The organism is Methylobacterium sp. Ger2507 (genome assembly GCF_055231875.1).
The window spans coordinates 2,633,381-2,648,725 of sequence record NZ_JBUYVC010000001.1; the positions used below are offsets into that span (position 1 = coordinate 2,633,381).

13 protein-coding genes and 1 tRNA gene are annotated in these 15,345 nt (G+C 70.2%); 10 read left to right on the forward strand and 4 right to left on the reverse strand.

What is annotated here, in order from left to right; all coding sequences use genetic code 11:
• The first annotated feature begins 166 nt into the window (after positions 1-166).
• Both ACV7NL_RS12195 and ACV7NL_RS12200 read left to right on the forward strand, forming a co-directional pair.
• Positions 167-2,824, forward strand: coding sequence for an MGH1-like glycoside hydrolase domain-containing protein (locus tag ACV7NL_RS12195; RefSeq protein WP_463355814.1), 2,658 nt, complete (start codon positions 167-169; stop codon positions 2,822-2,824).
• A gap of 461 nt (positions 2,825-3,285) precedes the next feature.
• Complete coding sequence (locus ACV7NL_RS12200) at positions 3,286-4,182, forward strand: GGDEF domain-containing protein (protein WP_463355815.1); 897 nt, start codon at positions 3,286-3,288, stop codon at positions 4,180-4,182.
• A 145-nt stretch (positions 4,183-4,327) separates the two neighbouring features.
• Here the strand turns inward: ACV7NL_RS12200 and ACV7NL_RS12205 are convergent, their stop codons facing one another.
• On the reverse strand, positions 4,328-4,699 hold the full coding sequence (locus tag ACV7NL_RS12205; protein WP_463355816.1) for a PilZ domain-containing protein: 372 nt from the start codon (positions 4,697-4,699) through the stop codon (positions 4,328-4,330).
• 392 nt (positions 4,700-5,091) lie between these two features.
• Between ACV7NL_RS12205 and ACV7NL_RS12210 the strand changes: the two genes are divergently transcribed.
• From ACV7NL_RS12210 to ACV7NL_RS12225, 4 genes are all read left to right on the forward strand, one after another.
• Positions 5,092-6,033: an aldo/keto reductase gene (locus tag ACV7NL_RS12210; RefSeq protein ID WP_056479780.1), complete on the forward strand. Its 942-nt coding sequence runs from the start codon at positions 5,092-5,094 to the stop codon at positions 6,031-6,033.
• Positions 6,023-6,748, forward strand: coding sequence for an NADPH-dependent F420 reductase (locus ACV7NL_RS12215; protein WP_463355817.1), 726 nt, complete (start codon positions 6,023-6,025; stop codon positions 6,746-6,748). The genes ACV7NL_RS12210 and ACV7NL_RS12215 overlap by 11 nt, the downstream gene beginning before the upstream one ends.
• Entirely contained in the window at positions 6,745-8,106 is a 1,362-nt protein-coding gene (locus ACV7NL_RS12220) for an NTP/NDP exchange transporter (protein WP_463355818.1), read from the forward strand. Before ACV7NL_RS12215 ends, ACV7NL_RS12220 begins: the two co-directional genes overlap by 4 nt.
• A 330-nt stretch (positions 8,107-8,436) precedes the next feature.
• Positions 8,437-8,910, forward strand: a complete 474-nt coding sequence (locus tag ACV7NL_RS12225) for a Ros/MucR family transcriptional regulator (protein ID WP_056185878.1) — start codon at positions 8,437-8,439, stop codon at positions 8,908-8,910.
• 67 nt (positions 8,911-8,977) lie between these two features.
• Here the strand turns inward: ACV7NL_RS12225 and ACV7NL_RS12230 are convergent, their stop codons facing one another.
• Positions 8,978-9,235 (reverse strand): hypothetical protein, encoded by a 258-nt coding sequence (locus ACV7NL_RS12230; protein WP_244476780.1) that lies wholly within the window; start codon positions 9,233-9,235, stop codon positions 8,978-8,980.
• Between the two features lie 219 nt (positions 9,236-9,454).
• Positions 9,455-9,530, reverse strand: a tRNA-Glu gene (locus ACV7NL_RS12235).
• Positions 9,531-9,687: 157 nt separating this feature from the next.
• On the opposite strand from ACV7NL_RS12235, the gene rlmB reads away from it, so the two are divergent.
• On the forward strand, positions 9,688-10,518 hold the full coding sequence (gene rlmB / locus ACV7NL_RS12240) for a 23S rRNA (guanosine(2251)-2'-O)-methyltransferase RlmB (protein ID WP_244476781.1): 831 nt from the start codon (positions 9,688-9,690) through the stop codon (positions 10,516-10,518).
• A 23-nt stretch (positions 10,519-10,541) separates the two neighbouring features.
• Here the strand turns inward: rlmB and ACV7NL_RS12245 are convergent, their stop codons facing one another.
• A complete protein-coding gene (locus ACV7NL_RS12245) occupies positions 10,542-12,233 on the reverse strand; it encodes a CYTH and CHAD domain-containing protein (RefSeq protein ID WP_463355819.1) in 1,692 nt (563 codons plus the stop codon).
• 268 nt (positions 12,234-12,501) lie between these two features.
• On the opposite strand from ACV7NL_RS12245, the gene ACV7NL_RS12250 reads away from it, so the two are divergent.
• The 3 genes from ACV7NL_RS12250 to ACV7NL_RS12260 all read left to right on the forward strand — a co-directional run bounded on the left by ACV7NL_RS12250 (position 12,502) and on the right by ACV7NL_RS12260 (position 15,118).
• Positions 12,502-13,338, forward strand: coding sequence for a TlyA family RNA methyltransferase (locus ACV7NL_RS12250; protein WP_463355820.1), 837 nt, complete (start codon positions 12,502-12,504; stop codon positions 13,336-13,338).
• Entirely contained in the window at positions 13,335-14,591 is a 1,257-nt protein-coding gene (locus ACV7NL_RS12255) for a class I SAM-dependent RNA methyltransferase (protein ID WP_056479792.1), read from the forward strand. The genes ACV7NL_RS12250 and ACV7NL_RS12255 overlap by 4 nt, the downstream gene beginning before the upstream one ends.
• 68 nt (positions 14,592-14,659) lie before the next feature.
• On the forward strand, positions 14,660-15,118 hold the full coding sequence (locus tag ACV7NL_RS12260; protein ID WP_463355821.1) for a hypothetical protein: 459 nt from the start codon (positions 14,660-14,662) through the stop codon (positions 15,116-15,118).
• Positions 15,119-15,345: the final 227 nt, after the last annotated feature.

Sequence of the window (15,345 nt, forward strand, 5' to 3'; positions counted from 1 at the left end):
GCGCTGATGATGCATCGGCGCCTGCCCTGACCCCGACCCCACCGGACCTGATGATCGCCTCACCGTTGCCCGCTTCACCGTCCGTCGCCGCGCCGACCCTCCCTTTCGCGGCGACGGCGGCCCGCATCCGCGCGCCGCGTCCGGCCGGCGGCGAACGGGGGCGGGCGTGAGCGAACTCGACGGCTGGGCCGAGCGTCGCCGCATCGCCGAGCAGGGACGCGGCGAACGCCCCTGGTCGCTTTGGGGGCCGTATCTCAGCGAGCGTCAGTGGGGCACGGTGCGGGAGGATTACAGCCGCGACGGCAATGCCTGGCGCTCGCTGCCGCATGACGAGGCGCGCTCGCGGGCCTATCGCTGGGGCGAGGATGGCCTGGCGGGGATCTGCGACGAGCGCGGGCAGATGTGCCTGGCGCTCGCCCTCTGGAACGGGCGCGACCACATCCTGAAGGAGCGACTGTTCGGCCTCGCCAACGAGGAGGGCAACCACGGCGAGGACGTGAAGGAGGTCTATCACTACCTCGACGCGACCCCGAGCCACGCCTACCTCAAGTTCCTCTACCGCTACCCGCAGGGCGCCTACCCCTACGACGATCTGGTGCAGGAGGGGCTGCGGCGCGGGCGCGACCAGCCGGAATACGAGATCGAGGACACCGGGCTGTTCGCCGAGAACCGCTTCTTCGACGTCACTGTGGAATACGCCAAGGAGGACGTGGAGGACATCCACGTGGTGATCACGGCGGTGAACCGGGGGCCGGAGACCGCCGACCTGCACATCATCCCGCAGCTGTGGTTCCGCAACACCTGGTCGTGGCGCGAGGAGGCGAGCCATCGCCGCCCCGCCCTGACCCTGCGCCCGGACGGCGCGATCGCCTGCGACCACCCACGCCTCGGGCTCTACCGGCTCAGCTTCGACGGCTATCCCGATCCGCTGTTCTGCGAGAACGACACCAACCTGCGCCTGCACGGCTGGGAGCCCGACGCCCCCGGCCCGTTCAAGGACGGGCTGCACGCGGCGATCGTCGACGGCGACGACGGCGCCGTCGGACGCGAATCCGGCACCAAGCTCGGCCTGCATTACTTCCGCCAGCTCGAACCCGGCGAGACCACGCGGGTCACGCTCCGGCTGTCCGCGGGCACCCGCGCCCGTCCCGTCGACCGCGAGGGCACCATCGTGCATCGCCGGGTCGCCGAGGCCGATGCCTTCTACGAGTCGCTCCAGGACGGCCTCGTGGATGCCGACTCCCGCACCATCTACCGTCAGGCCGCCGCCGGCCTGATCTGGTCGAAGCAGCTCTATTCCTACGACGTCCGGCTCTGGCTCAAGGGCGACCCGCTCCAGCCGGTGCCGCCGAAGGAGCGGGACAGCGGCCGCAATGTGCATTGGCGCCACTTCGCCGGGGCGGACGTGCTGTCGATGCCGGACAAGTGGGAATATCCCTGGTTCGCCGCCTGGGACCTCGCCTTCCACTGCCTGCCGCTCGCCCTGCTCGACCCGGACTTCGCCAAGAAGCAGCTCCTGCTCCTCACCCGCGAATGGTACATGCACCCGAACGGCCAGCTGCCGGCCTACGAATGGGAGTTCGGCGACGCCAACCCGCCGGTCCATGCCTGGGCCACCTACCGGGTGTTCGAGATCGATCGGGACCGGCGCGGCGGACGCGGCGACATCGCCTTCCTGGAGGGCGTGTTCCACAAGCTCCTCATCAACTTCACCTGGTGGGTGAACCGCAAGGACGCGGACGGCCGCAACGTGTTCCAGGGCGGCTTCCTCGGCCTCGACAATGTCGGGGTGTTCGACCGTTCGCGCCCACCGCCCGGCTTCGGCCGCATCCACCAGGCCGACGGCACCGCCTGGATGGCGATGTACGCCCTCAACATGATGCGGATCGCCCTCGAGCTGGCCCTGCACAACGACGTCTACGAGAGCACCGCGTCGAAGTTCTTCGAGCACTTCCTGCTCATCGCCGAGGCGATGACCGACATGGGCGGCGAGGGCTTCGGACTGTGGGACGAGGAGGACGAGTTCTACTACGACGAGGTCGATATCCCCGGCGGCGGCATGCTGCCCCTGCGGGTGCGCTCGGTGGTCGGTCTGGTGCCGCTCTTCGCCGTCGAGGTGATCGAGCCCTCGGTGCTCCAGCGCCTGCCGGACTTCGCCCGGCGCCTCAACTGGCTCCTGGAGCACCGCCCGCACCTCGCCTGCCTGGTGTCGCGCTGGGACGAGGGCGGCGTGCAGGACCGCAAGCTGCTGTCGCTGCTGCGCGGCCATCGCATGAAGGCGCTGCTGCGCCGGATGCTCGACGAGGCGGAGTTCCTCTCGGCCCACGGCGTGCGCTCGCTGTCGAAGGCGCACCGGGACCAGCCCTATGCCCTCAACGAGTTCGGCGCCTCCTTCACGGTGCGCTACGACCCGGCCGATTCCACCTCGAACATGTTCGGCGGCAACTCGAACTGGCGCGGCCCCGTGTGGATGCCGATGAACTACCTGATCGTGGAGGCGCTGCGCCGCTTCCACACCTATTACGGCGACGACTTCCTGGTGGAATACCCGACCGGCTCCGGCGCCCACCTCACCCTCAGCGCCATCGCGGACGCCCTGGAGGACCGGCTGATCGCCCTGTTCACCAAGGATTCCGAGGGCCGGCGCCCGATCTTCGGCGATCGGCCCCCGATCGCGCCGGCGCCCGGCACCGAAGAGGCGCTGCTGTTCCACGAGTTCTTCGACGGCGACACCGGCCGCGGCCTCGGCGCCTCGCACCAGACCGGCTGGACGGCCCTGATCCTCAACCTGCTGCACACCCGCGCCCGGCGGGCGCCCACGTAGCGGCGGCCCGCACCGCCCCGCGCCATCTCCGAGGTCCCTTCCGGGGACGAAGACATCGGGTACCGATACCGGGTGACGACATCGGGTGAAATGACCGGGCGAAGAGAACGGACCGGGCGAAGAGAACGGACCGGGCGAAGAGAACGGACCGGCCAAAGAGAAGAGACCGGACGAAGAAACGGGACGCCGTGACGGAATGGGCGGCGGTTCGGCGGAAACCCGGCCAACTCAACCGGTAGCATTAGGAATCTCGTAAATTCTACCCCGCATTGTGGACCGAAGCCGTCGACTTCAAGCGAGGCAGGCCCGCCGCCGGAGGCATCGATCCTCTCCGAAGTCCGGGCCGCACCCAACCTGCGACGGCTCGAACCCACCCTGATTCAGGCGTCCGCCGATACGCTCCACCCGATCGCACCCGCCCCGGCATCCGGTTCGCTCGATCAGTCTGCAGAAGGATCGTTATGCACGTTGTCCTGGTCGATTCGAGCCGGCTGATGCGGAAGGCGATCGCCCGAATGCTGGTGAACGGGGGCCATACGGTCGTCGAGTTCGCCGATTCGGCGGCGGCGCTCGCCTATGTCGCGGGCAATCCGGCCGCGACCTGCGTCCTCACCAGCCTGGAGGTTCACCCCCTGGATGGACTGGAACTCTGCTGGTCCCTGCGCGCCCTCGCGGATGACCGCCGCCCGCTGACGATCCTGGCGATGTCGTCGGCACGCGACACCCGACCCATCGACGAAATCCTGGACAGCGGGGCAGACGACTTTTTGGCCAAGCCGCCGAGTTCGCGGGAGCTGTACGGACGGCTGCGCGCGGCCGAGCGGGTCCTGAAGCTGCAGCATGCCCTGATCAAGCAGGCCGACACGGATCACCTGACGCAACTCTTCAATCGCGGCGCGCTGCTGCGTCTGGCCCGCGCGGAACTCCACGCCGCCTCCGCCGATCAGCCCCTCTCGGTGCTGCAGATCGACATCGACCATTTCAAGAGCATCAACGATCGCCACGGTCATGATGTCGGCGACCTGGTGATCCGCAGCGTCGCCCAGATCCTGCGCGAAACCGGAAGCCTCGCGGGCCGGATCGGGGGCGAGGAATACGCTTTGGTCATGCCGGGGCACAGTCTCGGCGGCGCCTCGGTGGTGGCGCACCGCATCCGCCGGCAATGCTCCGCACGCCGGATGCTCGACCGGACCAATTCGCTGCGATTCACGGTGAGCATCGGCGTGAGCAGCTGGGTCGAGGGCGACGAGGTCGGAACGCTGCTCAAGCGGGCGGATCTCGCGCTCTACGCCGCCAAGGCCGCGGGACGGGATCGCGTCGCCGTCACCAGCGCCAAGCTGACGACCGAGTTCGTCTGATCGCGCCTCCCGCCGCGGGCTCGGACACGCGATCCCGGACCACCCGCGTTCCGCTTCGGCCATCGCTGATCGCGGCATCGGAGGGAGGTGCCGATGCCGGGTCGGTGGCGGGCCGCGCCTCCGATCGTCACGGCAAAGCGATGAATCAGTCGAGCCGGCGATAGCGGCGGGTGCCATGGCGTTGATGCGGCGCCCAATCCGTCGCTTCGCGCGAGTCCGCGGGAAGAACCCGCTTGGGGACCAGCTTCGCGAACTTCACGATCCGCACGCCGACGAGATTTCCCACGCGCCACGCGAGCGCCACCGCGCACACATAATCCATTCCAACAACTTTGAGCATGAATTCGTACGGGAGCTGGATGTTCTCGGAGACACTGAGCTTGGCTCCGGTCGCCGAAACATCTTTCACGCTGCAGGGAATTTCAGTTCCCTCCTGCGTCCTGATCAGACCGATCCATTCCGTTTTGCTCCTGCTTGCCCGATCTTCGTGCAACGCAGCATCTTGATCTTGAGTCAAAGAACTGTTCCCAGGCTCTTCTCGTCAATATACCACCCGACCATCGGTATTCAATCATGCCTTGTCTGTATCGGAAACGAAACTGAATTTCGGCTCCGCCTCCCGGTGACGCACCAACAACCCCGACAGACCAGAGTGGAAGACCGCCGGGCGCGATCGGCACAGGCATCGGGAACCCGGCCACGTGTCGACGATGGCCTCTGCGGTCGGGGCCGCTCCGATCAGAGCGCCGCCGGCAACGTCTCCCGGCGGCAGCCCCCTGCTCTTCGAGGCGACACCGAAGCCGAACTCGGCCCATCTCGAAGTCGGCCAATGTCAAAGTCGGCCCATGTCGAAGTCCGACGCACGGCCCTAGATGAAGCTCCGCACTCGTCCCGCCGGAGACCCTGCCGATGCCTCCTTCCCGACGCGCCGTCCTGGCCGGCGCCGGCCTGCTGCCCCTGTCGCTGTCCCGCTTCGGCACGTCCGCCGTCGCGGCGGAGCCGGCCGCCCTGCTGCGACGCCCGATCCCGTCCACGGGCGAGACTCTTCCGGTGATCGGCATCGGCACCTCGCGCCGCTACGAGGTCGAGCCCACCGCTGAGGCGATCGCCCCCTTGCGGGAGGCGGTGCAGCGGTTCGTGGCCCTGGGCGGCAGCGTCATCGATACGGCGCCGAGCTACGGCACCGCCGAAGACGTGCTCGGCCTGATCCTCGCTCCCGATGGCATCCCCGGGCAGGGCAGCCTGCGCGAAAAGGTCTTCCTGTGCAGCAAGGTCGGAACGCCGGGCCGCGAGGCCGGCGCCGCCGAGATCGCCCGCTCGTTCAAGCGCCTGAACACCGGGATGATCGACCTCATCGCGGTCCACAACCTCATCGATCCGTCGGCGAATCTCGCCACCCTGCGGGAGCTGAAGGCGCAGAAGAAGATCCGCTACGTCGGCGTCACGGTCTGGCGCGACAGCCAGTTCGGGGACCTCGAAGCCCTGATGAAGCGCGAGACGCTGGACGTCATTCAGGTCAATTACGCCCTCGACGACCGCCGCGCCGCCGAGCGCATCCTGCCGCTCGCCGCCGAACGCGGCATGGCCGTGATGGTCAACGTGCCGTTCGGGCGCGACCGCCTGTTCAAGGCCGTGCAGGGGCGGGCGCTTCCCGCCTGGACCGCCGAGTTCGATTGCGCGACCTGGCCGCAATTCTTCCTGAAATACGTCCTGGGGCACGCGGCGGTGACCTGCCCGATCCCCGGGATGGCCAAGGCCGCCTATGTCGAGGACAACCTCGGGGCCGCGCGCGGCCGCCTGCCCGATGCCGCCCAACGCACCCGAATGGAGGCCTTCGTCGATGCACTCTAGGTTCATTTCCCGCCGCACGATCCTGGCGCTCGCCGCCCTCGCGCTCGGATCGGCGGCGCCTGCCCAGGCTCAGACGGCGGCACAGCCGGCCCGGATCGGCATCATCGGCGCCGGCAATATCGGCGGCACCCTCGGGGGGCTGTGGGCGAAGGCCGGGCATGAGGTGATGCTGTCCTCCCGCCATCCCGAGACGCTGACGTCCCTGGTCGAGGAACTCGGACCGAAAGCCCGCGCCGGCACGCCCGCCGAGGCGATCGCCTTCGGCGACGTCATCCTGGTCGCGGTGCCCTACAAGGCCTACCCGCAGCTCGCGCAGGATTACGCGGGCGCCTGGACGGGCAAGGTCGTGATCGATGCCGGCAACGCGACCCAGGCCCGCGACGGCGAGGTCTACGGCGAGGTACAGGCGAACGGCATCGCGGCGGTCTCGGCCAAGTATCTCGCCGGCACCCGGGTCGTCCGGGCCTTCAACGCGGCCAACTACAAGGTCTTCGCCAAGAACGCCCGCCGCGACGGCGGCCGCATGGCCATCCCGATCGCCGGCGACGACGCCGAGGCGCTGAAGAGCGTGGCGCAGCTCGTGACCGATGCGGGCTTCGATCCCGTACCGGTCGGGCCGCTGGCGAAGGCGGACAGCTTCGCCATGGGGTCGCCGGGCTTCGGCCTGGACCTGACCGCGCCGGAACTGGCAACCCGTCTGGGCGTGTCGCGGTGACGGCCGGGGCCGGCGCCGACCCGCGCGCATCGACCTGGCTCGGGCGCCTGGTCGATGTGCGACCGGGAGAGGCGCCGGCCCTCGCCTGGTCGTGGGCCTACATCTTCTCGATCCTGGCCGCCTACTACGTCCTGCGCCCGATCCGCGACCAGATGGGCGTCGCCGGCGGGATCGAGAACCTGCCGTGGCTGTTCACCGGCACGCTCGTGGGCATGCTGGCGCTCAACGTTCCGTTCGCCTGGCTGGTCAAGACGCTGCCGCGCGCGCGCTTCGTGCCGCTGACCTACCGGTTCTTCGCCGCCAACATCCTGCTGTTCGCCGGCGGGCTCTATCTCGCCGGCCCCGAGGGCGACGTCTGGATCGGCCGGGCCTTCTTCATCTGGCTCTCGATCTTCAACCTGTTCGTGGTCTCGGTGTTCTGGGCCACCATCGTCGACGTGTTCTCCACCGAGCAGGGCAAGCGCCTGTTCGGCTTCATCGCCGCCGGCGCGACCCTCGGCGCCATCGCGGGCTCGGCCACCACCGCCATCCTGGCCCGCGACGCCCCGACCTGGGCGCTCCTGCTCGGCGCGGCGCTCCTGCTCGAAGTGGCCGTGTTCAGCATGCGCGGGCTCGCGCGCTTGTCCGACCGCTTGCACCGGGCCCCAGGCGCCGGCGCGGCGATCGGCGCAGAGGCGCACCCCGCGGAAGCGATCGGCGGCAGCGTCTTCGCGGGCATCACCCGCACCGTCCGCTCGCCCTATCTGCTGAACATCGGCCTGTTCCTGCTGCTGTTCTCCGTGACCTCGACCTTCCTGTATTTCGAGCAGGCCGGCATCGCCAAGCGCAGCTTCCCCGATCGCGGCGCCCAGACCGCCTTCTTCGCCAGCGTCGACCTCCTGGTGAACCTGCTGACGCTCGGGGTGCAGTTCTTCCTCACGGGGCGGATCGTACGCCGGATCGGCGTCGGCCCCGCCCTCGCGCTGCTGCCCGCCGCCAGCATCCTCGGCTTCGCCGCGCTCGCGGTCTCGCCGACCATCACCGCCATCGTGGTGTTTCAGGTGCTGCGGCGGGCCGGGAACTTCGCCATCGCGCGCCCGATCCGCGAGGTGCTGTTCACCGTCGTGCCGCGCGAGGATCGCTACAAGGCCAAGAACTTCATCGACACGGTGGTGTATCGCACCGGCGACCAGCTCGGCGCCTGGTCCTTCGCCGGCATCGGCGCCCTGGGGCTCGGCTCGACAGCGGTCGCGGTGACCGCCATTCCCCTGTCGGCGCTCTGGCTCCTGAACAGTCTCTGGCTCGGCCGCCGGCAGTCGGAACGCCAGCGGGCGGCGCTGACGGACGAGCGGACCGCACCCGAAGTCACGAAGTCTTAAGCATCCGGGGCGGACTCTCCTGTCGAGGCCGCCGCGCGCGCCATCGCTCCGGTGCGATACCGGCCGTTCCGGGGCGTGGCGATCAGGCCCGCTCAGGCGGCGATCCGCATGGCAGAGTGCCCTGCACCCGACAGATTCACCGCTTCGCGCTGGAACAATCCAGCAATATTCGTGCGGAACAACCTTCACGGTAGCCTCGGAGTTGTGGACATCTCCTATCCGAATCGTGCATATCTGCCCTGTTGGTCGACCGAATTGGCGGCTGGCGCTTGATAAATGCCTTCGGATGGGCGATTTGCCGTCTGGGGGCGCAGGAAAAGAAAAGTTCGCATGTCCGAAAATACCGAAATTCAAACAACTGACTTCGTCGACCTCGCGGCCGACATCGTGGCGGCCTATGTTTCGAACAACCCGGTTCGCCCGAGCGATCTGCCGGATCTGATCCGCAACGTGCATGCGTCCCTGAGCGGCCTCGCCGGCGGTGTCGCTCCGGTTTCCGAGGAAGCCGAGATCGAGAAGCCGAGCGCCGCCCAGATCCGCAAGTCGGTGACGCCGGACGGCATCGTCAGCTTCCTCGACGGCAAGAGCTACAAGACCCTGAAGCGTCACCTCAGCAGCCACGGTCTCGACCCGCACAGCTACCGCCAGCGCTACGGCCTGCCGGCCGATTACCCGATGGTCGCACCGTCCTACGCCGCCATGCGCTCGGAACTGGCCAAGTCGATCGGCCTCGGCCAGGTTGCCAACCGCAACGAGGACGAGGACGTGCAGCCGAAGGCCAAGGGCGGCAAGAAGGCCGCCTGAAGCGCGTCCCCGCGCGCCGAGACGTCCGAAGCCCCGCTGCCGTCACCGGCGCGGGGTTTCCTCGTTTTCAGGGGTCGGGCAGGGGCGTTGCGCCGAACAGCCAGCGCTCGTCGAGATCGGTCGCGTTCCGCGTGGCCATCGCCTGGGTCTCGTCGCCCTCGGCGAAGATCACCACGTCGTCCGGGCCGACATCGCGGGTCGCGTAGAAATCCCAGCGCCGGTGGATGACGCGGGGGCCGCCGAACACCCGGTAGGCGTTCTGGTAGCGATCGTCGCGGAAGCCGACGTAGTGGACGCAGCGCGGCGGACGAGCCCCGCCGCTCACGATCGCCGATCCGGCCATGCGCGGTGCCGGGGCGACACGGGCTCGCGCCGGTCCGATCCCGCGCAGGCCGGCTTGGGAAGTTCGGTCGTCGGGCAGCGCTCGCGAGACATCGGACCCATCGCCTGAACATAGGGCGGCACGCGGACGCGTGTTGCGACAGCGGTCACGAAGACGTCAGCGATGGAAGGGCGGTCGACCGGCCCGTAGGCCTGAGCAGAATGGCGCGCCCTACGGGAATCGAACCCGTGTTTTCGCCGTGAAAGGGCGACGTCCTGGACCGCTAGACGAAGGGCGCTGCTGCGGTGAGCGGTTCTATAGGCGGCTTCGGCCGCGGGGGCAACGGGGGAGGCGACGCTAGTTTGCCGCTTGACGAAAACGGCCCCGGCCGGTTTGTCGAACCCCAGACGCGGCGCGCCTGTTTCAGGGGCGGCCGGAAAGCGGATCGACACCCCATGACGACGCGACGCGACGGCCCGCCGGGCCCGAGGACGAACAAGCCCGGCTTCTCGCGAGGCCCCTTCCGGCGCGGTCCCCCGCAGAACCAGCGCGGCGCCGCCAGCGTGGCGGCGGCGTCGGGCGACCACGTGGTGCTCTACGGCTGGCATCCGGTGGCGCAGGCGCTGGCCAATGAGGGGCGCAAGCTCCACCGCCTGCTCGCCACCGAGAACGCCATGACGCGGCTCGCCGAGGAGATCGGTCCCCTGCGGATCGATCCCGAGATGGTGCGGCCGAGCGCCATCAACGCCCTGCTCGGGCCGGACGCGGTTCACCAGGGCCTGTACCTGGAGGCCGACCCGCTGCCGGGGCCGGACCTCGACGAACTCGGCGACGATGTGCTGCTGCTCGCCCTCGACCAGATCACCGATCCGCACAATGTCGGCGCCATCGTCCGCACCGCCGCCGCCTTCGGCGTGGCCGGCATCATCACCACGGCCCGCCACTCGCCCAACGCCACCGGCGTTCTGGCCAAATCCGCCTCGGGCGGGCTGGAGCACGTGCCGCTCATCGTGGTGCGCAACCTGTCGGACGCGCTGGTCGACCTCGGCAAGCGCGGCTTCACCCGGATCGGCCTCGATTCCGACGCCGAGACCGCCCTCGACAGCATCGGCCCCAAGCGGCCGGCGGTGATCGTGCTGGGGGCCGAGGGCAAGGGCCTGCGCCAGCGCACCCGCGACAATTGCGACGTGCTCGCGCGCATTCCGTTCAGCGGCGAAATCCGCAGCATCAACGTGTCGAACGCGGCCGCCATCACGCTCTACGCCCTGAGCCCGCGCGAGGCCTGACGCCCACCCCGGGGCGCCCGGCCTCAGTGCCAGAACGGCTTAACGTCGAGCAGCTCGGCATGGGCCGCGGCGGCGGCCTTCAACAGGGCCTTGGCGCCGGCCTCGTTGTCGCCGGCGGCGAGGCCGGCCGCGAACACGGTCTCGCCGGGGATCTCCGACGGATCGGGGCCGGTGACCAGGCTAGACAGCACCATATGGGCGGTGGCCTGGTCGTTCAGGATGCCGAGATGGTCCTGCAGGTCCGAGAGCGTCGAGACGAAGGCCTTGTGCCGCTTGTGGGCCTTCTTGCCGGCATAGAGGCTGCCGAAGAACTCGGCCCCGTAGCGCAGCTTCTTGGCCTCGATCCGTACCCGGTGCCGCTCCTCGGCCTCCAGGCGGGCGAGATGGCGGCCGCGCTTGCGGATGCGCCGCAGAACCTTGTCGAGGACCGTGGCGGCGAAGTCGCGGGCAGGCGCCTGCGGGTCGACGCCCTCCGGGACGGCTCCCTCCCGGCCGGCTCCCTCCGCCGCCGCATCCTCTGCCGCCTCGGCCTCGCGCCGGGTGCGCCAAGCCCCCGTCTCGAGCCAGGCGGCGATATCCAGGATGAGGCTGCGCCATTCCTGCGCCTCGAGGGTCGCGATCACGCCGTCATGGGCGCGGTCGCGCTCCGCCTCGAGGCGCCGGCGCAGATCGTCCAGGCCGGCCTCGTCCGGGCGCCGGGCCATCTCGGCCGGCAGGGTCTCGGCCAGGAAGACGTCGAGGTTGCGGGCATGTCCGAACGGCTCGGAGATGCGCTTGATCTCCTCGCGCAGGGTCGCGGCCACCGGGTCGTTCGCCAGCATCGGCTTGAACAGGGTGAAGGCGGAGCGCAGGCGGCGCAGGGCGACGCGCAGCTGGTGCAGGGCCTCCACGTGCCGGTTGTGGAGGAAGACGTCCTCGTTGCGGCGCAGATGCGCGAGGCAGGCCTGCGCGATGGCCTGGAAGGCCTCCCCCGTGGTGGCCTCCGGGGACAGCCGCACCGGCCGCGCCTTGCTCGGCCGCCGCAGGGTGCCGTCGAGGAGGCTGAAGCCGCGGGCCGACTTGCTGAGGGCGCCGAGGCGCAGCGGCACCGTCTCGGCCAGGGCCTGGGCCAGAGTGAACAGGTCGTCGGGGCGTCCCTCGATCAGTTCGAGTTCCAGCTCCCACAGGGGAGCGTCGCCGTTCCGGGTCTCGATCCGGCCCTCGTCGAACGCGGCCTCGATGCGCGAAGCCCCGTAGCGCACGATGCGGGTGCGCCGCTCGACGCGGGTGACGAAGGCGGGCGCGAGGTGGGCGTCGGAGGCGGCCTCCAGCACGGCGGGCACCGGCGTGTCGCCGAGAACCGCGAGATCCGGAGCCTCGTCCGCGACGGGCATCTCCCACTCGGCCCGGTCGAACAGCCCCGCTCCCGCCGAGGCGGCCTTCACGGTCTGGACGAATCGGTCGCCGTCGCGGCGCACGCGCAGGGTCAGGCCGGCGGCACGCAGGTCGCCCTCAGCCGTGTCGAAATAAGTCGAGGTGAGGAGAGCGGTCTCCGGGCGCGGCGCATCCTGGTCCGACGCGGCATCCTGAGGCGAATCCTGGAGGAACGGGTGCCGGCTCAGTTCGGCGAGGTCGCCCGCCTCGCACTGCAGCTTCAGCTCGATTTCCTGCGGCACATCCGATTGCTGCGGCACATCCGATTCCTGCGGCACACCCGATTCCTGCGTCACACCCATGACTCGTCCTATGTCTCGACCGAGATCCGGCGCGGATCGAATCCGTCGCCCGCGACGGACCGCTCGGCTCCTGCGTCCGGGCACAAACCCGGTCCAGCGCAACCGTTCCGCGCGCGACCTGAGTCGCATCCCCTCCACGTCTATGGCGCAGAGCGCCCCGGAAGGGCGACCGAAATCGTCACGAATTTCGTTCGCCCCCGGGATGTTGTGGTGTAGCGGGAAGCAACGGCCCGGAGGCCGGCGGGATGTCAGTGCGTTGGATGGGGTGATGAATCGGGACCGGCTGAGGGCCGACCGCCTGCTGGTCGAGCGGGGTGTGTTCGAGAGCCGGGCCCGGGCCCAGGCCGCCATCGCAGCCGGACTGGTGCGGGCGGACGACCAGCCGGTGGCGCGGGCTTCGGACCTGCTCGACCGCGACGCGCGGCTCGAGGCGACCGCCCCGCACCCCTTCGTTTCCCGCGGTGGCGTGAAGCTCGTCGCCGCCCTCGACGCCTTCGGGCTCGATCCGGCCGGCCGGGTCTGCCTCGATGTCGGCGCCTCCACGGGGGGCTTTACCGACGCGCTGCTGCGCGCCGGGGCCTCGCACGTCTACGCCGTCGATGTCGGGCGCGACCAGTTGCACGCGTCGCTGCGGACCGACCCGCGCGTCACCAGCCTGGAGGGCGTCGATATCCGCGCCCTCGACCGGTCGTCGATCCCGCGCGCGCCCGAATTCTGTACGATCGATGTCAGCTTCATTTCCCTGCGCCTCGTGCTGCCGGCGATCCTGCCGCTGCTCGCCCCCGGCGCGGCGCTCGCAGCGCTAATCAAGCCGCAATTCGAGGCCGGTCGGGCGCGGGTCGGGCGCGGCGGGATCGTACGCGATCCGGCCATCCACGACGCCGTCTGCGCCGAGATCCAGGCCGTACTCGCCGCCGCCGGGATGCGTGTGCTGGGGCTGATCCCGTCCCCCGTCACCGGCGGCGACGGCAACCGCGAGTTCCTGATCGGGGCGAGACTGGGTCCGGAACCGCGCACTTCGAAGCGCCTGACTTCGGAAACCCCGGATTCGGAAAACCCGGCCTCGGACCCTCCGACCTTGAGACCCTTGGACCCAACTGCATGACCGAGTCCCCCGTGGAAACCCTCGAGATCCGCCGCCTCGGCGCGCGCGGCGACGGCCTGGCCGAGGACGGCACCGCCGTTGCCCTGGCCCTGCCGGGCGAGCGGGTCACGATCCGACGCGCCGGCACGCGCGGCGTCCTGGTGGCGGTGGAGCAGGCCTCGCCCGACCGGATCGCGCCGTTCTGCCCGTATTTCGGTGCCTGCGGCGGCTGCGCCGTCCAGCACCTGGCACCCGAGCCCTATCACGCCTGGAAGCGCGGGCATCTTCTCCAGGCCCTGTCACAGGCGGGGCTGGCTGTCGCGCCGGAGCCGGTGGTCGACGCGCGGGGCGAGGGCCGGCGCCGCCTGACCCTGCATGTCCGCGCCGTCGAGGGGGCCGCCCAGGCCGGCCTCATGGCCGCCCGCAGCCACGACCTCGTCGCCATCGATCTCTGCCCGATCACCGTCCCGGCCCTGCACCGGGCCCCGGCGGTCGCCATCGCCCTCAGCGCGCCGCTCGGCCACGGCCGCAAGCCCCTCGACGTCGCCTTCACCGCCACCGAAGCCGGCCTCGACGTGGATATCCGGGGCCACGGCCCGGCCGCCGAGGGGGTACGCGCGGCCCTCGTTCGCCTCGCCGACGACCTCGATCTCGCGCGCCTGTCCCTGCACGGGGAGGTGCTGGTGGAGCGCCGCGCGCCGGCGGTCGCCAGCGCGGGCCTGCGGCTGGTGCCGCCGGCGGGCGGCTTTCTCCAGGCCACGCAGGCGGGCGAGGCGGTCCTGACCGAAGCGGTGATCGCCGCCCTCGACAAGAAGACCAAGCGGGTGGTCGACCTGTTCTCCGGCAGCGGCCCCTTCAGCCTCGCCATGGCCCGGACCCGCGACGTCCACGCGGTCGAGGGCGATGCCGCCGCGCTGGCGAGCCTCGACCGGGCGGTCCGGGCGGTGCCGGGCCTGCGCCAAGTGACCACCGAGCGCCGCGACCTCTTCCGCCGTCCGCTGCTGCCCCTCGAACTCGACGCCTACGACGCGGCGGTGTTCGATCCGCCCCGTGCCGGAGCCGGTGCCCAGGCGGCCCGCCTCGCCGAATCGAAGGTGCCGCTGGTCATCGGCGTGGCCTGCGACGTCGGCACCTTCGCACGCGACGCCGCCACCCTGGTGGCGGGCGGCTACACCCTGGAGCGGGTCACCCCCGTCGATCAGTTCGCCTATTCCGGCCATCTCGAGGTGGTGGGGGTGTTCCGGCGTCCGCGTCCGCCGCGCAAGCGCCTGTGACATTCGCGGCCGGAGGCATCGGCGCGTGCGCGCTCGACAAGCCGCCGCTGGCCCTTAGATGGACGGACATGCGCGCCCCCATCTCCGCCTTCCTCCTCGTCCTCGTGCCCGCCCTGTTCCTGGCCGACCCCGCCGCGGCTGATTCCTGCGGCGACCTCATCGACCGGGTCGTGGCCGAGACCCAGGCGCGCCTGGTGAACCGGACGACGGATTTCGCCGAACTCGGCGCCGCCGACGGCATCGGCATGACCCTGGCGTGCGGCGACCTCTCGGCCACCGGCGTGCAGTACAAGGGCACGCCGCTGCCGGCCGGCTATTTCGCGCTGGTCGGACGGGCGGGGCATGCCGTGACGGGGCTGGGCGCTGATTCGATCGCCGCAGCGGCCACCAGGGCCCACGAGGCGGCCACGACGACGCGCCACAGCAAGGTCGACCTCGGGGCGGCCCTCGTGACCTGCTCGGTCTCGGAGATGGGTGGTCGCCCGGTCACGGCCTGCGCGGTGATCCAGAAGGGTGATCGCACCTGAGCGACCGGCGACCGGGGGTTTCCCGCTCCATCTACGACCGCATGGCGATGAGCATGTAGCCGGAATACGCCAGGGCGGCGGCCATCAGGAGATAGACGTTGGGTTCCATGGCGTCCTGTTAGGCCGTGGCTCCGGCGGGGGTCGAGCCGACGCGCTGCCGCTGCGGCATCCGGTTCCCTTCAGCACCTGTTAACCCTCTTCGGCGGAACCATGGGGCGGGCCCCGAC